The following is an 18,573-nucleotide window of genomic DNA, read 5'->3' as shown; positions in this document are numbered from 1 at the left end:
CGCCGACGCCCACCCCGACGCCGACGCCCACCCCGACGCCGACGCCCACCCCGACACCCACTCCCGCGCCGCCTCGCCAGCCTCGCTTTCAGCTGGACCGTTCCCGTCCCACCGCAGAAGGGATCCCGGCTGTTCCCGCGCCACCGCCCGTAGGGCTCACTCCTGAACCTGAACCCAGCCCAGAGCCCTCTCCGCAGCCTGTCCCCACTTCAACTCCCCAGCCTGTGGCTACACCTTTGCCGCGCGTCACCCCCATCCCCTTCCAGGAGCGGCGAGTGCGACAGCAGGGGTTGCGGCTTTTCCCGCCTGGGCTCCATAGCCCCTACTCGACGGATAACCTGTAGTACGATGGCGGCTCGAAGACTTGACTCTATGGGTAGTGTCTGAGATCTAAAATTTATCTTGATTTACTCTAAACTTGGGGCAGCCAAGACGATGGCTTTTCCTTGGGATCTGCCTTGGCTGGTTTGGGGTTGAGGCTCATTGACAACTCTCTCTGAAATCAGCCTCAAAAGGTTTCAGAAATGGATTAGCAGGCTGTTTGATACCTTGCCGGGCCAGCCTCTCCGATAGATTTCTACAGACAAAATAGGCATCTGTAGCGATGTAGAGTGTATCAAAAAACATGTTTCTTATCTCAGTACAATCTGGTTAACGATTGAGAGAGCATGACCGATCTTGCTTGCTTTTTTCTGTCCTATTGATTTAAGTTTTGAGTAACGGAATCGCCTTATTTTAGTAACATCTACCCGTAAATCGGCGAGCTGACAGAGGCCGGAACTGAGGAACCGCTGGCGGTAGCTCAAGGACAAGACTCAATAAATTTAGTGAATCAAATAGCCGCTGAAAGTCTGGATTTTAGGTTGCCAAAACCTTTACGGAAAGGCTTTTCTACTGGTATGAATAAAGTGCTGTTTGCAGCAAGGTCGGCTTCGTACTGTGGGAAGCAAGCTTGATGCGACAGCAGAAGCGAAGATTCTGACAGGGCATCAACTTATGGTGTGGGGTTTGATATGGCGGAGAATCTTGAGCTGCAAGACGCAGTGGGGCGTTTTTTAAAAATCATTGGGCGCTACTCGTTGCTCACCGCTGAGGAAGAACTGCATCTGGCCCACCAAGTGCAGCGGATGATGGCCCTTCTGGAGCAGCGGCGGCAGCACGAGTCGCTGGAGGATTGGAGCCGACGGCTGGGGATCCCTTTAGAGGAGCTGCAGCAGATCCTGCGGCAGGGGGAAGCGGCCAAAAAGCGCATGGTGGAATGCAACCTGCGCCTGGTGGTGTCGATTGCCAAGCGCTACCGCAACCGCGGCTTGCCGTTCCTGGATCTGATTCAAGAGGGCACCATTGGCCTCACCCGCGCCGTGGAAAAATTTGATCCCACGCGGGGGTACAAGTTCTCCACCTACGCCACCTGGTGGATCCGGCAGAGCGTGAACCGCGGCATCCAAAACAAAGGGCGCCTGATCCGGCTGCCCGCCCACATGTACGAGAAGGTCTCCCAGGTGAAGCGGCGCTACCGCGAGCTGTCCGCTGAGAAGGGATCCCGGCCTGCCGCAGAGGAAGTTTTCGATTCGCTGGATATTGGCGACAACTACCGCGAACTGATCACCCGCCACATGGCCGAGATCCGATCCCTTAATGTAGGGGTAGGCGACGAGGACGGCACCGAGCTGCAGCACTTTATCCCTGACGAGGACAACGATCCCATCGAACATCTGAATCGGGTTGCCCATTGCGAGGAAGTGCGCGCCCTGGTGAGCCAACTGAGCGAACGCGAGCAGCAGGTAATTGTGGCCCGCTATGGGCTGGATGGGTCGAAGGGCCTGACGTTGCGGGAGATTGGGGAGCACATCGGTCTTTCGCGGGAGCGAGTCCGGCAAATTGAGCGGCGGGCCCTGCGGAAATTGCGGCGGCTACAGCAGGAATACTCCACCCCCAAGGCCGGCAGACAGCTCAACTCCCCAAGCTAACTGGAGCCTGCCCTCTGTAGAACGGCTTCTTCACCACTTCAGCAGGACGGCGCTGGCCCCGAATCTCAATCTCTAGCCGGGATCCCACCTTAGCCCAAGTTGAATCCACATATCCCAGGCCGATGCCATAGCCCAAAGTGGGAGAATGGGTGCCGCTGGTTACCCGGCCGATCGGCTCAGGGGAGTTGGGAGCGTAGATGGCATAGCCGCGGCGGGGAATGGCTCGCTCCAACAGCCGAAACCCCACCAGACGGCGCGGGATCCCTTGCTGGCGTTGGCTTTCGAGGGCAGGCTTGCCGATGTAGTCCCCTGGATTGCTGACCAACCAGCCCAGGTCGGCTTCCAGGGGGGTGGTGCTCTCATCTATGTCTTGCCCGTAGAGACAGAAAGCGGCCTCCAGGCGCAGCGTATCGCGGCAGCCCAGTCCACAAGGCTGTACCCCCGCCTGCACCAGTTGCTCCCAGAGCCAAAGCCCGTCGGCAGGGCCGAGCAGGAGCTCAAAGCCATCCTCTCCGGTGTAGCCGGTGCGGGCCACAAAGACCCCTGCCCCTGAGGATCTCTCTTTTCGAGTCGCAAACTGCCCGTGTTGAAACCGGCGCAAAGCCCTCAGGGATCCCGCCAAAAAAGGCTGCAAAACCTCTTCGGCTGCCGGCCCCTGCACCGCCAGCAACACCTGAGACTCGGTGTGATCTTGAAGTTCCAGGCCGGGGATCCCCTGCTGATGGAGCCACTCCCAGTCCTTTTGGCGGGTGGCCGCGTTGACGATCAGGCTCCAGTGCTCCAGCTCGCCTTCTGGTGGGTGCCGGTAGAAGATGACATCGTCCACAATGCCCCCTAGGGGGTTTAGCAAAACCGTGTAGCGAGCGGATCCCACCGCCACAGCGCCCAGATCGCTGGGCACCAGACGGCTGAGGTGGGATCCCAGCTCCGGCCCCCAGAGGTCGAACTTGCCCATGTGGGAGATGTCGAAGACGCCTGCCCGCTCCCGCACCGCCCGATGCTCGGCCACCACCCCCTGATACTGCAGCGGCATTTCCCAGCCGGCAAAGGAGACAAACCGCGCCCCCAAGGCTTGGTGCAGGGGAAACAGGGGGGTGCGTTGCAGGGGAGTTGAGCTCATCCACGGATCTCTAGGAGTCAAGGACTAGAATAAACGCAACGTCGCCCATTTCTTGGAGCTCGTCCCATGCGTCTTCTCCACACCATGATCCGCGTTGGCAACCTAGAGCGCTCCTTGCAGTTCTACTGTGACGTTCTGGGGATGCACTTGCTCCGCAAAAAAGACTACCCCAGCGGGGAGTTCACGCTGGCCTACGTGGGCTATGGCGACGAATCGGAAACGGCGGTGCTCGAGCTAACCTACAACTGGGGTACCGACCACTACGAGCTGGGCAACGGCTACGGCCACATCGCCATCGGCGTCGAGGATATCTACAGCACCTGTGAGGCTATCAAAGCCCGCGGCGGCAAAGTGGTGCGCGAGCCCGGGCCCATGAAACACGGCAGCACCGTGATCGCCTTTGTCGAGGATCCCGATGGCTACAAAATCGAGCTGATCCAGATGGGATCCCTGCAGGAGCAGGGTGCCGCCCCCGAAAGAACAGCTGCCGCCTCTGCCTAAACTTGCCAGAAGCGGATCCCCCACCTAGTTGGCGGATCCCCCCACCGTCAACTGTCCCAAGACGTTGATGTCGAAGGTGAAGTTGATCGTCACCGAGTTGCCTTCATAGGCCTCAGGCAGGGGCAAAAAGGGCGCCGCCCGCTGAATTGCTGTCAGCGCTGCGTCGTCGGTTTGTTGGCTGCCGGAAGTGCGGGCCAGGCGAATGCTCTGCAGCTCGCCCCCCCGGCCCACTGTAAAGATCACCACTGTGCGGCGGGAGGTGCCGGTCTGGCCAGGGATCCAATTCTGCTCCACTTTGCGTTGCAGAGCTGCCAGCCAAGGGCCCCAGTCCACATTGGCCCGCGCCGCCACGCTGGGGGGGTTGGGAGCCGATTGGGTGGGGTTGGCCAAGCCGCTGGCTCCTCTGCCCTGGATCCCGGCCCCATCACTGGGAGCGGAAGCGCTGAGGGGCGGCCCCAACTGGGAAGCATCGGAGGGCCGCTCGGCAGGGAGAACCTCCGTCGGCGGTTGGGGAGCAGGCGCAACAGGCTGCAATTGGCTGGGATCCGAGTCCCGCTCCCTGGGCTGCACGGGTAGAGGCTCGGCAGTGGGGGGGCGGGTGGGAGCCGGCGGAGCAGGGGGAGCAGCCGCCACCGGTGGCGGAGTCTGGGTGGGAGTGGGTCGGGGAGCTGGGGTGGGCGGAGGCGGCGCTGCAGTCGGCGTTGCAGTGGGCCGAGGAGGAGCCGGAGGCGCAGTTGGCGTAGGGGGTGGGGTAGATCGAGGAGTGGCCAGAGCAACTTCCGCCGGAGCAGGGGGTGGAACAGGGGCAGGCGGCTGCGGTTGCGGCGGCTGGGGTTGCGGCGGAGGAGGTGGGGGAGCCTTCTGGCGAGGAGCAGCCTGGGATTGGGGTGGACTGCCCTGAGAAGGGGGGGCTTCCGCCCGCTCGCCCCCATCGCGGGAATCCACTTCCGAAACCAGCTCTGCTTCTTCCGGCGGCTTGAGATCTTCTGGCTCTAGCAGGATAAACTCAATGGCCTCTTGTTCTTGCTGGCGAAGTGGCCAAAATCGACTCCAGTAGAGCAAGGCCAGCAGCGCCAGCACGTGCAGCAGCAAGGACAGCGCCACCATCCAAAAAAAGTCGCGCGCCTCTTCCTCGCGGCGGCGCTGTTCAACCCAGATGCTGGTCATGACCAAGCTTGCCCCTTCTTACAAACCTCTCAACACACCGAGTTCTCTTGCTGCAGACTCGGCCAAAGGACTCCGTCTCGCTGACGCAAGAGTGCTCCGCACTGCTGGCGCAAGCAGATTACACGCTAGCTAGTGTTATAGCATCCGAGCGGTTGGGCTTCCTGCGCAAAGGCGTACAGTCGGCATTCCACCTGGCAGCAGCCGTTCTAAAATCGCCTACCTTAGATAAAGAGCAGGGATCCCGATTTGCAGGAGAGCCCATGGAACCCATCTGCTTTCATCTGGCCTTTCCGGTTGCCGATCTTGCCTTGGCCAAGGCCTACTACGGCGAGGGCTTGGGCTGCGAGGTCGGTCGAGAAACCCCTGCCGCCGTCATCTTGAACCTGTATGGCCATCAACTGGTGGCCCACCTCACCCAGGAAAAGCTGACGCCCCAGCGGGGCATCTACCCCCGCCACTTTGGCCTGATCTTCCCTGCCCAGGCAGATTGGCAGGCGCTGGCCGAGCGGGCCCGCACGCGGGGATTGCTTTTCTATCAGGAGCCACGCTGGCGCTTTGTCGGCACCCCCCTGGAGCACGGCACCTTCTTTTTGCAGGATCCCTTCTACAACCTGCTGGAGTTTAAGTACTACCGCTACCCTGCCGCCATTTTTGGAGAGCGGGAATGGGCTTTGGTCGGGGATACTGCTTTCCATCCCTCAGGCCAACAGCTTCCGGATCGCTCTCCCAGCAGTGCGTAGCAAACGGGAGGAACACCTTGGCCACTCAACCCCTACACTCTAGCCCTGGGCGCGGCCCCATTTGGCAGATGGATTTCAACGCCGTCCCACTGCGGGATGGGCAGGGGCGGCGGGTTTGGGAGCTGCTGGTCTGCGATGCCAGCGGCCAGTTGCGCCAGGCCAAGTACTGCAGCAACCAAGAGGTCAATAGCACCTGGGTAGCCCAACAGTTGCGCGGCTATCTGGAGGCAGCCCCCCAGCCGCCTGCAGCCATTCGCGTCTTCCGAGCCCGCATGAGCTCCATCTTGCAGCGGGCCTGCAACGCCGCCGGGATCCCCATGCTGCCCAGCCGTCGGGTCTATGCCCTCAAGGCCTGGATGCGAGAGCGGGCAGAGCAGGTTTACCCCCAAGAAACCCAGTTCACCTACAGCCCTGAGCCCCCTGTAGAGCCGGAGCCGCCGGATCCCATCCCCCTGCCGGATAAGTTGCAGGGGGAGCGCTGGGCGTTCGTGACGCTGCGGGCCAGGGATCTGCGGGAAGCCGAGACCTGGCCAATGGAATTCGGCGAGCTGTTCCCGGTGAACTGGGAGGCCTGGGCGCCGGACACGATCATTCCCGGCTTGGTGATTGCCTCGCGGCGGGCTTTGCCCATAGCAGCTTGGCTGAGCGGTATGGAGCCTGCTTATTTGCATGTTGCCGAGGGACGGCTGCTGTTCGAGGCTGGCCTCAACGATTGCTATCTGTTTGCGCAATTAAAAGATGAAAAGCTGCGGGCGGAGGCAGAAGGCTTTGCCCAGCGACAACGCCAAGCCCAAGGGATCCATTTCCTTGCCATCCAGAGCGATTTCCGGGCCCAGTCCTTCGCCGGCTTTTGGCTGATGCAGTACCCTCTCTAGAACAGTTGTCGGCCTGTCTGCCCCGCCACTCGCTCCGCCCCAGTTGCCTGGGCAGCCCGCAAACCCTTGCGTGAATCCTCAGGCTAGCTATGTTTGCGAGGCAACACAAAAATGGTATCAACGCCTCTGCGAGCGCCTCGCCAAAACCCGCAAAGGCTGATTCTTTCGTTGACCCGCTCGATGCCTTGCGCCACAAGGCTTTCAGGCCTCTCACCCCCCCTCTTCGGGGCCCTTTTTTGCCACCTTCGACCGACCCCCTCGCAAATAGGCCTTGCATTCCTTGCCCTGCTTGGGTTTAATAGGGGTAGAGTTCCCCCTTCGGGGGGATCCCTAGAAATTGGAAACATCCAGTGACCCCGGTGGCGGTAGACCACCATGAAGTTCCCCCTTCGGGGGGATCCCTAGAAATTGGAAACTGGGAGGATTTTTTAGATTGGGCAAAGAACAATCCTGTTCCCCCTTCGGGAGGATCCCTAGAAATTGGAAACAAGAGTTTCAGGCGGAGTCCTCTAATAGAGACTAGCTTGGTTCCCCCTTCGGGGGGATCCCTAGAAATTGGAAACGGCAGTTTTGCTGGCTGGGTTTCTGGGAGATTTCGTAGAGGTTCCCCCTTCGGGGGGATCCCTAGAAATTGGAAACGCTAAGAAGGTTATTACGGAGATAGCTTGACAAGTGGGATGTTCCCCCTTCGGGGGGATCCCTAGAAATTGGAAACATACGGGACAAGACCACAGTCGCAGTGGACAAGGCTTTGGTTCCCCCTTCGGGGGGATCCCTAGAAATTGGAAACTTGGTTAATAACCCACCCATATAACCTGACGTAGTGGGACAGTTCCCCCTTCGGGGGGATCCCTAGAAATTGGAAACTGGATCATCAGGGGTAAACAGGGCTATGTTGTGTTTTTGGTTCCCCCTTCGGGGGGATCCCTAGAAATTGGAAACCCCACCAACACACCCAGGATTTTTCCTGGGTGTTCTTGTTCCCCCTTCGGGAGGATCCCTAGAAATTGGAAACTACACTTAATAGGCAGAAGGTGGTTATGCCTATTTCAAGTTCCCCCTTCGGGGGGATCCCTAGAAATTGGAAACCTATGAAGTTCTTCGGTGCAGACGGTCACTACATCATGTTCCCCCTTCGGGGGGATCCCTAGAAATTGGAAACCACAACGTTGTGCGTACATCCGGGATATTGCCCGGATGTTCCCCCTTCGGGGGGATCCCTAGAAATTGGAAACCCCTTGTGAACGCGTGCTAGAATCCGGGCAATATCCCGGGTTCCCCCTTCGGGGGGATCCCTAGAAATTGGAAACTTCTAGTATGTTAGCAGCTTCGTTCCAAGCTGCTTGAGCGTTCCCCCTTCGGGGGGATCCCTAGAAATTGGAAACTTACTATTCATCTACCTCATCTGGTAGGAAGTAGCCGAAACGTTCCCCCTTCGGGGGGATCCCTAGAAATTGGAAACAAGGCACACATGTCCACGTAGTCCTTCAGGTTGTTAAAGTTCCCCCTTCGGGGGGATCCCTAGAAATTGGAAACGATAATGCGGAAGACTTGGTAAACCTCCGTTATGTTCTGGTAAGTTCCCCCTTCGGGGGGATCCCTAGAAATTGGAAACACAATTGACGCAACAGACCTACAGCTGTGTTATACTGGTTCCCCCTGCGGGGGGATCCCTAGAAATTGGAAACTGTGCTGCAAACCATAAGGCCCAATGGGCAACGGCTTGTACTGTTCCCCCTTCGGGGGGATCCCTAGAAATTGGAAACAGTGTTGGTAAGATTTCCTGCGGCACCGGACGTTCACGTTCCCCCTTCGGGGGGATCCCTAGAAATTGGAAACTTTCTATATAACATTAAGTAATGGAAATACGTTATGCCGTAGTTCCCCCTTCGGGGGGATCCCTAGAAATTGGAAACCTTTCCCAAGGATAATTGCAACGTCGCGAATGTATTGTTCCCCCTTCGGGGGGATCCCTAGAAATTGGAAACTTCCCAGCAATTTCCTTCACTATGAGCCGTGGTGGCTCAACAGTTCCCCCTTCGGGGGGATCCCTAGAAATTGGAAACAGACCCAGAAGTGACGCCCGTTGGCCAGACGGGCTTGATGTTCCCCCTTCGGGGGGATCCCTAGAAATTGGAAACACTAGTCTAACCAATCAGGCAGGAGCTCGCAGGCTACCGCCCACGATGTTCCCCCTTCGGGGGGATCCCTAGAAATTGGAAACATAGTCGATATTCGACTCCGACCAGCCATTGCATAAATAAGGTTCCCCCTTCGGGGGGATCCCTAGAAATTGGAAACCCTGAATGGGCTTAGGTTGGAATGCTACCTTCTCAAGTTCCCCCTTCGGGGGGATCCCTAGAAATTGGAAACCTTCACGAATGGTTACTTCGTCGAGTTTCAAGATACGTGTTGTTCCCCCTTCGGGGGGATCCCTAAAAATTGGAAACTCGATGGAAACAATGCGTTGAAGTCCTAGAGCTTCAGCCAGTTCCCCCTTCGGGGGGATCCCTAGAAATTGGAAACATAAAAGACACCCAGGAAACAATCCTGGGTGCTTGGGTTCCCCCTTCGGGGGGATCCCTAGAAATTGGAAACTCACAAAACTTGGCAAGAACCCACTCAGGAATTTTCTCTACGATGTTCCCCCTTCGGGGGGATCCCTAGAAATTGGAAACGTATACGATACACTTAGTTGTACACTAGGTACTCATGTTCCCCCTTCGGGGGGATCCCTAGAAATTGGAAACCCCAGTAGCTCTACGACTGTCTCCAGATCGTAGAAGATAAGTTCCCCCTTCGGGGGGATCCCTAGAAATTGGAAACCCAGATCGGGCCAGAAGATGGGATCCACTCGATGACGCCGTGTTCCCCCTTCGGGGGGATCCCTAGAAATTGGAAACGACAGGAACCAGGAAATATAACAGATCCTTCGGATTGTTCCCCCTTCGGGGGGATCCCTAGAAATTGGAAACACTCGGGAGGGCAGTTAACGATGGGGATCTCAATGGGGGAGGTTCCCCCTTCGGGGGGATCCCTAGAAAATTAGAAGGACACCGAAAGGGGTCCATTGTTCCCCCTTCGGGGGGATCCCTAGAAATTGGAAACTAGTATTCATACCACTCATCAGGGTGGTGAAAGACAATCGTTCCTCCTTCGGGGGGATCCCTAGAAATTGGAAACGCCCAGGGAGTTTAAGAACTCCCGGGCTTGCTTTAGTCACGCGTCCTCAAGTTCCCCCTTCCGGGGGATCCCTAGATAGGGTGTAGGTTGGCCAAGTAAGCGGCTCCCCCTTCCTTGGGGGGAAACTAGCAGCGGGGATCCCCAGGTGTTGAACATGCGCTTTGCGTTTTGCCGATACCGGCGGCCTTTCCGCCAGCCCTTGCGCACGCGCTACGGCCTGTGGTCTATCCGCGAAGGGATCCTGGTTCGGCTGACGGACGCGGAGACGGGAGGTCAGGGCTATGGGGAGATTGCCCCCATCCCCTGGTTGGGCAGCGAGACCGTAGAGGAAGCGCTGGCATTTTGTCAGCAGTTGCCCCCTGAGCTGTCGGAAGCAGAGATCGAGAAGATCCCGGCAACCTTGCCCGCCACGCGCTTTGGGCTGGAATGCGCCTGGCTGGCCTGTCGGGATCCCGGCTGGCTGGCAAGGGATCTCTCCGGGCTTTCCTGGTGTGGGCTTTTTGGGAAAACCCCACCCTCAGGTTCCTACCCCGCCTACAAGGTCAAGGTGGGGGTGGAGCCTCTCGAGCAGGAGGTGAAAAAGCTAGAAAGCTGGCTGGAGCAGTTGCCCGCAGGATCCTGCTTGCGCCTGGATGCCAATGGGGGGCTGAGTCTGGAAGGGGCGCGGCGCTGGCTGGCCCTCTGTGACCGGATCAACCAAGAGTGGCCAGGCAAGATTGAGTTTTTCGAGCAGCCCTTGCCACCAGCGCAGCACGCCGATCTAAGCCGGCTGAGCTGGGAGTTTCAGACTCCCATTGCCTTGGATGAGTCCGTGGTTGGGCTGGAGCAGTTGCAAGCTGTCCACCAAGCCGGCTGGAAAGGGATCCTGGTGGTCAAGCCCTCCTTGGTTGGCTCCTGCCTTGCCCTTAGGGACTACCTCAGGCAACACCCTAGCCTAGATTTGGCCTTCTCCTCCGCCCTGGAAACGCCCATCGGCGCTTGGCATGGCCTAGTTTGGGCGGGATCCCTGCAGGCAAAAACAGCCCATCCCAGAGCCTTGGGATGGGGGGTGGGGGAGTTTTTCCAGGAAGGGGATCCCCTCACCCTGATCACGCTCTCAGCCCAGGAGCGGGCAGCCCTGATGCAGGCGGTGTGGGAGCTCCACAGCCAGCCCTAGACGGCGGCGGCTTGCTTGGCCCGTTCCTGCCGCAGGTAGGCCTGGATAAAGTGCATCAGCTCCTCCGGTTCGCCATTCATAAACGCCTCGACATTGTAGGTTTCGGCGTTGGTGCGGTGGTCTTTGATCAACTTGTAGGGATCGAAAGTGTAGGTGCGAATCCGACCCCCAAAGCCCTGGGTCACCATCTCACCCCGGATCTCGGCCAGCTTTTGCCGGCGCTTTTCTTCCTCAAGCTCGATCAGCTTCGCCTTCAGGATCTGGATGGCCCGCTCCTTGTTTTGCAGTTGGGAGCGCTCTTCGGTGCAGCGCACGGCAATGCCGGTGGGCTTGTGGATAACCCGCACCGCCGTTTCCACCTTGTTGACGTTTTGGCCCCCTGCCCCGCCGGAACGAGAAGTCTCGAACTCCAGATCCTCCATCCTCAGCTCGAACTCATTGTCCTCCTCCAGGATAGGCATGACCTCAACGCCGGCAAAGCTGGTCTGGCGCTTGCCGTTGGCGTTAAAGGGGCTGATGCGCTCCATGCGGTGGTTGCCCTTCTCGGCGGAAAGATACCCGTAGGCATAGGGGCCTTCAATCAGCAGGGTGGCCGACTTGATGCCGGCCTCTGCCCCTTGCGAGTATTCCGAAAGCGTGACCTTGTAGCCCTGGTTTTCCGCCCAGCGGGTGTACATCTTCAGGAGCATCTCCGCCCAGTCTTGGGCATCGGTTCCCCCCGCGCCAGCGGTGATGGTGAGGATGGCGCCGTTTTTGTCGTAGGGGCCCGAAAGCAGTTGCCGCAGCTCCCATTGGCCGAGCTCCCGCTCCACCGCCGCCAGGGATCCGGACACTTCGGCCAACAGCTCCGGGTCCGGGTCTTCTTGCAGCAGCTCCAAGGCGCTGGCAGCATCCTCTAGGCGATCCTTCCAGCGGTGGATTTGATCCCAGGAGGCCTTGAGGCTGTTGAGCTGTTGCAGGTGGCGGCGGGCCGCCTCGGCATCGTTCCAAAACTGCGGCTGCGCTGCTTCCTGCTCCAAAATGGCGATCTGCTGCTCCAGGTGGGGCAGGTCAAAGATAGTCCTGAGCACTGCTCAGGCGCGAGGTGAGCGATTCTAGGGTGCGTCTCAGATCGGCCAGTTCCATAGAGAGCATCAAGAGAGAGCATCAAGCTGCGCTTCGGCTCTCATCCTAGCCTGTAGGCTGGCAATTCAACCAAGGGATCCAGCTCTTTTGCAGGTTTGCTGCAACACTGTGAACCGCATTCCTGGCCAATTGGGTGATCCCGCGCCGGCTCTAGGACGCGACAGAGCGGCCTTGGGCGATGGCTTTTGCCGAAGGATCCCTGTCGGAGCACCTCAAGCCCGTAGCAGAATGGAAAATCTTGTTTCGGAGGCCGCTATGCTGAGGGTCTTTTCCTTGCTTTCCGGACTGGTTCTGGCTGGGGGGGTGGCTGCTTTGGCCATCACCAATCCCACCCCGGAAGAGTACGGAGCCTACGCAGGAGACCAATTGGCTGCCTATGCTACACGGGAATACTGCGCCCAGATCCCAGCTTTTTTGCCCACCCTCATTGAGGAATGTCACGCCCTTGTGCAACAGCTGCAACCAGAGCTGGTGGAGCTGTTTCTGCGCCAGACCCGCCGGCAAAACTTCATCCTCTTCAGCCTCTACAGCACCGATTTGTCGTTGCTTAACTTTGGCCCGCTGGGGATCTCCCTGCCCACCTACCACTTTGAAACCTTGGCCGTGGCAGGGCAATTCTATACCTATGAGATCCGCGAGGGCAAAACCACTCCCCAAAAGGGCTAAACCTGGGCCTGCTCCAACAGCGCTTGCAATTCCTCCAGGGCTGCCTGGGCCGACTGCGCCTGCTGGTAAAGGGATTGCACCATCTCGGCGCTGGCCTGAGCCGATTGCAGGGTGGATTGGCTTTGGCGTTGGATGCGCTCTGCCAAGCCGCGGATGCGGTTGCTGGCTTCGGTGGTGCGCCCCGCCAATTTGCGGATCTCCTGGGCAATGGCACCAAAACCGCCGCCCCCACCCCTGCGGTTGGCCTCCACAGCCGCATTAAAGGAGAGCAGGCGAATATAGCCTGCCACCTCTACGATCAAGTCAACGATGGTGTTGATTTCTTTGAGCTCGCGGGAGAGCTCCCGGTTGCTGTCGGCAATGTCCTGAAATAGGCGGCGCACCGCCTCTACCCCGGCAAAGGTGGCGGCAAAGGTGGATTTGCCCTTTTCCGAGAGCACCGAGCTGATCTCGATGATGCGGGCGTTGAGGCGGGCCAGCTCTTCCGAGCGCTGCTGGGCTTGGCGCCGCTCCCGATCCAAAGCCAGGTTTTGGCTGAGGATCTCGGCTTTTTGCCGCTCCAGATCGCGGGCATACTGAAGGCTGCGGTTTTTTTCCTGCTCCAGCTCGGCCAAGAGCCGTTTCATCTCCTCCTGCTGTTCCCGCAGCCTCTGCTGCGTGGCCAAGTATACCTGGGACTGGGCCACCAACAGCACCGGCACATCCAAAAGGCGGTAGTCTTGCGGGCCAATTTGCACCACCACCGGGTCGTAGATGGTTTCTTGGGGCCGCTGGAAGGCCTGGCTGGCCGCTTGCAACACATCGCAGTCGCCGGACAGAAGGAGAAAACCCCGGCCATGGAACTCCACCATCGAGCTGATGGGCCGCTTCAAAAACACGTCTAGGCCGTAGGGCTTGCTCAGCATCCACTCCAAAATGGCGCGCCGGGTCAGCATCCCCTGCACTTGTGACCGCTCATCCAACACGATCACCCCCGAAAGGCTGCTGTCATCCTCTAGGCGGCGCACCACGTTCTCGCAAGGGGTGGACTCGCTCACCTGAAAGTCCACCAGGGCCAGATCGCGCAGCTTGGTGTGGATCGAGAGGGTGGGAGTGGGCGGATTGGTCAGGGTAGCCATCACAGGGATCCTCGGCGCAGCTTGGGTCGAGACAGGTAGCCAGTAGATGTGCTATGTATTGGGAAACACACAAAAGTGGATCTGGTCGGCTTGCCAGGAGACTACTGCCGACTGCATTTAGTTTGCCTTGGGATCTCGTTCCCTGGCTACGGTCGCAGGCTGGGGATCGGTTGAAAAAAAAGACAAAGGCGGGTTTTTCCCGTTGCCGAGTGGGGATCCCGGCAAGAGGGGATACTCCAAATCCGCGATTTGGCCGGCTCTGAGCTCAGCGAGGCTCTTGGTAGCGGTGGTAGATCTCTAGAATTTCGCCGCGGCCACGGGTAAAAGCGGCCACTACGTGGGGATCGAAGTGGCTACCGCTTTGGCTTTCCACGAAGCGAAAGATATCTGACAGATCCCAAGCTTCTTTGTAGGGGCGGCGGCTAGCTAAAGCGTCGAACACGTCGGCCAAGGCCACAATCCGCCCTTCCAGCGGGATCTCTTCTCCCTTAAGGCCGCGCGGGTAGCCGCTGCCGTCGAACTTCTCGTGGTGGGTGAGGGCAATGATGGCGCTTTTTTTCATCAGCTCCGAGTCCGATTTACTGAGGATCTCGTAGCCAATCTCGGGGTGGCGGTTCATAATCAGGCGCTCTTCGGGGGTGAGGGGGCCTGGCTTCCGCAAGATGGCATCCGGGATCCCGATTTTGCCCACATCGTGCAGGGGGCTGGCGTAGAAAATCAGCTCCTGTTCATGGCTGGAGAGGCCCAACTCTTTGGCGAGAATGCGGGAATAATGGCTCATCCGCTTGAGGTGAAAGGCGTTGTCTTGATCCCGGTATTCGGCAGCCTGGGCTAGACAGAAAATCGTTTCCAGGTGAGCGGCTTTCAGCTCTTCCCGCAAGCGCACATTTTGATAGGCAACCGCCGCCTGGGAAGCCAGGGCTTCGGCCACTTGGACTTCCAGCTCAGAAAACGGCTGGCTCCAGTCAGCCACCTGGTCGGGCGCCAGGTCAGCAGGGCGATCCGGCCTGAGGCGGTTCAACAGTTGCAGGGCACCGAGGATGTTTCCTGAGGGATCCCGCAGCGGCACAGTGAGCAGGGAGCGGGTGCGATATCCGGTCTGCCGATCCACCTGGGGGTTAAAAGCGTAGGGCAGGTCGGGGGGCAGTTGATAAACGTCCGGCAGATTCAAGCTCTCCCCGGTGAGCACCACATAGCCCACAATGCTAGAAGGAGTAAGGGGCAGGCGCAGATCCTGCAGTTCCTCGTTGCGCTTGACTACAAAAAAGCGCAACTCCTCCCCTTCGCGGATGAACAGGCTGGCGCCATCGCAACCCGTCAGCTCGCGGGCTTGGGCAACAATCAGTTCCAGCAGGCGCCTTAAATCCGTTTCCGAAGAAAGGGCGATCCCCACTTGGATCAGCCGCTGACTCAGGCGCAAGGCAGCAGCAGCCTCGAATTTGGCTTCGCCAAGAGCAAGAGAGAGATCGAAGGCGGAAGGCCCATGGGACATAACCTGATCCTCCAGTGGGTTACGAGTGTTCCCAAGGAAGCGGGATTGGAGCGCTAGCAGGGATCCTGCCCCTGCTCCAAGTTGGGAGGCTGGGGGTCGCCAATCCAAAGTAACTCTGCTACCCTACTTTACCTGTGGAAGCGAGAGACGCTGTGACCCAGGTCAAGACCCAGCAGCCAGATGAGGTTGCCCTCCAGCTCATCGTTGGCCTAGGCAATCCTGGCCCGCAGTATGCCAACACCCGCCACAACTGCGGCTTTATGGTGGTGGACCGGCTAGCGGAGCGCTGGCGGATCCCGTTGGCTTTGGAAAAGCGGTTCCAAGGTAGCTACGGAGAAGGTTTTGCCCTGGGGGGCAAGCGGCGCCTGCTCAAGCCGGAGACCTACATGAATCGCTCTGGCGAGGCGGTGCGGGCGGTGTTGGATTGGTACAAGTTGGATCCTGCCTCGGTTCTGGTGGTGTACGACGATATGGACTTGCCCCTGGGTCGCCTGCGGCTGCGGGGATCTGGCTCCGCCGGCGGACATAACGGCATGAAGTCTGTCATTGAGCACTTGGGCAGCGAAGCCTTCCCCCGCTTGCGCCTGGGCGTGGGCAAGCCCAAAGGCCACCAAGACAGGGTTGGGCATGTTTTGGGGAGCTTTGAACCCGCTGAGCAGGCAGTGCTGGACCGGGTTCTAAGGGCGGCAGTGGCAGCGGTGGAGTGTTGCTTGCAAGAAGGATTGAAGACGGCCATGAACCGCTTCAACCCTTTGGATTTCTCTGGGCCAGATCGGCAAGATCAGCCAGCTCCTCTCAACCCAGCCAAGACTGCGCCCGGAGAAAGCTGATGCCGGGATCCCGCCCCGCTGTCTGACTAAGCAAAGTCGCCTCATCAAGGACTGCGTCCGGCCACGCGATCTTCCACCCGCGGCAATTCCTCAGAACCGCCTGGCCGCGTCAGGGAGTCGGCTTCCCCAGTGGCAGGAGAGGGCAAGGATCCCTCCAGGTTGCTACCGATCCCTCGCCAAGCCAGAGAACCGGAGGCTTCGGCGGCCTGAGCGCACAGCTTGGCGCGCAGCTCTGCCTCCTGCTTGGGCTTGAGATAAAGGTTCTCCAGCAGCACCGCCATACCGGCTACCCAGGGGGGCGCGATCACCGCCCCAACAATGCCCAACAACTGAGTGCCCCCCAGCACCGCCAGCAATTGATACAAGGGCTTCACCCGCACCGAGGATCCCACCAACAAGGGATCCAACACATAGGTTTCCAGGTTTTGCACGGCAACGTACAGGATCAGCACCCACAAAAAAGTCCAGCCCCCTTGGACGATGGCCACCACCAAAGCCGGCAGGGATCCCAAGACTGGGCCGATAAAGGGAATCAGATTGGTAAACCCGGCGATTACCCCCAGCGCCAGCGCAAACTCCGACAGGCCCAAAAAGCGGAGCGAGACGGCAATCATCACCCCCAAAATGGCCGAGACCAAGACCCGCCCCTGGATGTAGCCCCCCATACGTTGCGCCATCGGCTGCACCTGCTGGGCCAACCGCTCATTCCAGGGGTAGGGGAACAGCTCCACCAGGCCCTGCACCAGGTCAGAGCCGCTCACCAGCATATAACCGGAAATGAAGAGGGTCAGCACTACGGTCAACAGGCCGCCCAGCAGACCGCGGGTGAAATCGAAGGACTGCACCAGCAACTGTTGTCCTGAGCGAACTGCCCAGTTCATCAGCGACTGCGGATCCAGCAACTGGTTCAAGTAGTCCAGCGCCGCCGGATCCACCCCTGCCAGATCGGCAATCCAGGTGTCTGCTAACAGTTGGAGCCGCTCCAGGTAAGAGGGCAACCTTGCCAGCAGCCGCTGGGTCTGGGTCACCACCGTCGGACCCATGAGCAGAGCCAAGCCGGCAATCCCGGCAATGAAACTCAGATAAATCACCACCACCCCCAGCCAACGGGGGATCCGCATCCGCTCCGCCAGATCCACCAGGGGAGCCAGCGCCGCCGCCACCACCACCGCGATCATCACAGTTACCACCAGGTTGCGCAGTTGCCACAGCAACAGCAGCAGCATCCCTGTGGCCACTACCAGGGCTATGGAGGAGACGGAGAGGGTCAGCTGTCTTCGGCTCATCATCTGGCTGGGCTCTCTTCAAGGGGGGCGTTTCAGTCCCCCGGGGTAACAGACGGCTCTACCATCCTGGCCTGGCTTAGCCGAACTTGCCAAACGCCCCTTGCCCAAAGACGCCAAACCCGCAACCTCTCTACTCAATAGCCCAGACAAAGATCCGCAGCAGAAAACCAGCTAGCAGTGGAGTTACCGCAACAGTTCCATCCGTACTGCTTCTACATATTCCAGCAGCTCTGGGGATCCTCTGCCTGCAGCCTGCCACAGCGTCAAAGCACGGCCCAGATCGGCAGCGGCACCGGCCCTATCCTCTCCCTGATAGGCGCGTGCCATGCCGCGGTGGTAGTAGCCCTCGGCTTGCTGCGGCTGCACCTCGATAGCTCGGCTGAAATCCTGAACGGCCAAGTTGAAGTCGCAAATGCTGGCCCACATCAGGCCGCGATGGACATAAGCATCGAAAAGATCGGCAGAGCTTTGGTTTTGCTTGGCCAGCTCGATGGCCAGGTGCGACACATCAAACGCCGATTCCAGATGTCCCTGTTCGGCCCAGATGCGAGAGCGCAACAAGTGGAGTTGGGGGTTGCGATAGGCAATGCGATCCAGAGGGGACAAAGTTGCCAAAGCCTGCTGCAGCTCCCCAAAATACTCGTGTTGTATTCTGGCCTTGAGCAAGTAAGCTTCAGGCAAATAGGGATCCAAAGCAATGGCAATGTCCAGATCCTGTAGCGCTCTGCGCATCAGGTGATCAACGACAGCCGCCTGCTCCGGCTCGGGCAAGGCCAGGGGATCGCTCTGCAACCGATCCCAGAAGTATTGAGCCCGCTGCAGATAGAGCTGCGCGTTCCCCGGCTCTTGTTCCAGAAACTGAGCTAGCCGCGCCAGATAGACGCGATCCAAGTGAAAACGCTCGCCAGCCTGGGTGGAAAGAGGGATCCCCCGCTGCGCCAGCAACTGATGCGCCTGAGAGCGCTGCTCAAGCTGCCGTACTTGGGCTTGCAGTTGGGCTTGTTGCCTGAGCAGGAGCTCAGGATCGGGTTCATCGGCAAATGCCGTCACTTGAACACTCTGCGCTGGCGCCGAGGCAACTTCAGGGACAGCGCCCCGTCCCTTGCGCAGGGAAGCCAACCAGCCGCATTCGCCGCTCAAACACAGCCAAGACAGCAAACCCAAAAGCGCCGATCCGGACAACAAAAGACTGGGCCTCAGCATGGATCCCACCCCACGAAATAGCTTGAAAAAAGAGTTGCCTCTAAGCTAGTTCGCCATCGCAGCGGTGTCCAGATTTCTTGGCTACACAGTCGTGCTCCAAAGCCTGAAGGTGTTAGGGGATTTTGTCGCTAGCCAGCTCCA

At 59.1% G+C, this 18,573-nt stretch carries 14 protein-coding genes, 1 pseudogene and 1 CRISPR repeat array; of the genes and pseudogenes, 8 read left to right on the top strand and 7 right to left on the bottom strand.

The features are described 5' to 3' along the window. Nucleotides 1-344 (top strand): annotated as a pseudogene (locus GG26_RS07740) (hypothetical protein); the annotation flags it as partial. A gap of 669 nt (nt 345-1,013) precedes the next feature. Then, complete coding sequence (locus tag GG26_RS07735; protein ID WP_011430106.1) at nt 1,014-1,970, top strand: sigma-70 family RNA polymerase sigma factor; 957 nt, start codon at nt 1,014-1,016, stop codon at nt 1,968-1,970. Here GG26_RS07735 and gcvT read toward each other — a convergent pair. Beyond that, complete coding sequence (gene gcvT, locus GG26_RS07730; protein ID WP_011430107.1) at nt 1,954-3,090, bottom strand: glycine cleavage system aminomethyltransferase GcvT; 1,137 nt, start codon at nt 3,088-3,090, stop codon at nt 1,954-1,956. The genes GG26_RS07735 and gcvT overlap by 17 nt on opposite strands. Before the next feature lie 66 nt (nt 3,091-3,156). On the opposite strand from gcvT, the gene gloA reads away from it, so the two are divergent. Then, nucleotides 3,157-3,591, top strand: coding sequence for a lactoylglutathione lyase (gene gloA, locus GG26_RS07725; protein ID WP_011430108.1), 435 nt, complete (start codon nt 3,157-3,159; stop codon nt 3,589-3,591). Nucleotides 3,592-3,615: 24 nt separating this feature from the next. Here gloA and GG26_RS07720 read toward each other — a convergent pair whose 3' ends face one another. Continuing rightward, entirely contained in the window at nt 3,616-4,758 is a 1,143-nt protein-coding gene (locus tag GG26_RS07720) for an energy transducer TonB (protein ID WP_099812181.1), read from the bottom strand. Between the two features lie 260 nt (nt 4,759-5,018). On the opposite strand from GG26_RS07720, the gene GG26_RS07715 reads away from it, so the two are divergent. The 3 genes from GG26_RS07715 to GG26_RS07705 all read left to right on the top strand — a co-directional run bounded on the left by GG26_RS07715 (nt 5,019) and on the right by GG26_RS07705 (nt 10,712). After that, the gene (locus GG26_RS07715; RefSeq protein WP_011430110.1) at nt 5,019-5,498 is read left to right on the top strand and encodes a VOC family protein; all 480 of its coding nucleotides are present in this window, start codon (nt 5,019-5,021) and stop codon (nt 5,496-5,498) included. Nucleotides 5,499-5,515: 17 nt separating this feature from the next. Next, nucleotides 5,516-6,373, top strand: coding sequence for a Tab2/Atab2 family RNA-binding protein (locus tag GG26_RS07710; RefSeq protein WP_011430111.1), 858 nt, complete (start codon nt 5,516-5,518; stop codon nt 6,371-6,373). A 309-nt stretch (nt 6,374-6,682) separates the two neighbouring features. Next, a CRISPR array of direct repeats spans nt 6,683-9,348; the repeat unit is 36 nt; unit sequence GTTCCCCCTTCGGGGGGATCCCTAGAAATTGGAAAC. Nucleotides 9,349-9,710: 362 nt separating this feature from the next. Continuing rightward, on the top strand, nt 9,711-10,712 hold the full coding sequence (locus tag GG26_RS07705) for an o-succinylbenzoate synthase (protein ID WP_414389782.1): 1,002 nt from the start codon (nt 9,711-9,713) through the stop codon (nt 10,710-10,712). Here GG26_RS07705 and prfB read toward each other — a convergent pair. Next, a protein-coding gene (gene prfB / locus GG26_RS07700; protein WP_143596961.1) for a peptide chain release factor 2 occupies nt 10,709-11,837 on the bottom strand; the annotation gives its coding sequence in 2 pieces (ribosomal slippage) (nt 10,709-11,764 and nt 11,766-11,837; 1,128 coding nt in all). The two genes, GG26_RS07705 and prfB, sit on opposite strands and share 4 nt — an antisense overlap. 255 nt (nt 11,838-12,092) lie before the next feature. On the opposite strand from prfB, the gene GG26_RS07695 reads away from it, so the two are divergent. Continuing rightward, nucleotides 12,093-12,503: a DUF4359 domain-containing protein gene (locus tag GG26_RS07695; protein WP_240527379.1), complete on the top strand. Its 411-nt coding sequence runs from the start codon at nt 12,093-12,095 to the stop codon at nt 12,501-12,503. On the opposite strand, the gene GG26_RS07690 is transcribed toward GG26_RS07695, so the two are convergent. Both GG26_RS07690 and GG26_RS07685 read right to left on the bottom strand, forming a co-directional pair. After that, a complete protein-coding gene (locus tag GG26_RS07690) occupies nt 12,500-13,621 on the bottom strand; it encodes a methyl-accepting chemotaxis protein (protein ID WP_099812180.1) in 1,122 nt (373 codons plus the stop codon). The two genes, GG26_RS07695 and GG26_RS07690, sit on opposite strands and share 4 nt — an antisense overlap. Nucleotides 13,622-13,886: 265 nt before the next feature. Then, entirely contained in the window at nt 13,887-15,113 is a 1,227-nt protein-coding gene (locus GG26_RS07685) for an HD domain-containing phosphohydrolase (RefSeq protein WP_414389778.1), read from the bottom strand. Between the two features lie 152 nt (nt 15,114-15,265). Here GG26_RS07685 and pth point away from each other — a divergent pair, with 152 nt between their 5' ends. After that, nucleotides 15,266-15,943 carry an aminoacyl-tRNA hydrolase gene (pth, locus tag GG26_RS07680; protein WP_414389775.1) on the top strand — a complete coding sequence of 226 codons (678 nt, stop codon included), beginning with the start codon at nt 15,266-15,268 and terminating at the stop codon, nt 15,941-15,943. A 44-nt stretch (nt 15,944-15,987) separates the two neighbouring features. Here pth and GG26_RS07675 read toward each other — a convergent pair whose 3' ends face one another. Both GG26_RS07675 and GG26_RS07670 read right to left on the bottom strand, forming a co-directional pair. Continuing rightward, on the bottom strand, nt 15,988-17,232 hold the full coding sequence (locus GG26_RS07675) for an AI-2E family transporter (RefSeq protein WP_414389773.1): 1,245 nt from the start codon (nt 17,230-17,232) through the stop codon (nt 15,988-15,990). A gap of 180 nt (nt 17,233-17,412) precedes the next feature. Then, on the bottom strand, nt 17,413-18,432 hold the full coding sequence (locus GG26_RS07670) for a hypothetical protein (RefSeq protein ID WP_414389771.1): 1,020 nt from the start codon (nt 18,430-18,432) through the stop codon (nt 17,413-17,415). Nucleotides 18,433-18,573: the final 141 nt, after the last annotated feature.

Origin of the sequence: Synechococcus sp. 'PEA 65AY6A-5F PE A', assembly GCF_047462575.1 — a bacterium.
GTDB lineage: Bacteria > Cyanobacteriota > Cyanobacteriia > Thermostichales > Thermostichaceae > Thermostichus.
The sequence above is the reverse complement of the archived record's forward strand: the minus strand, read 5'-3'. Positions and strand labels throughout refer to the sequence as shown.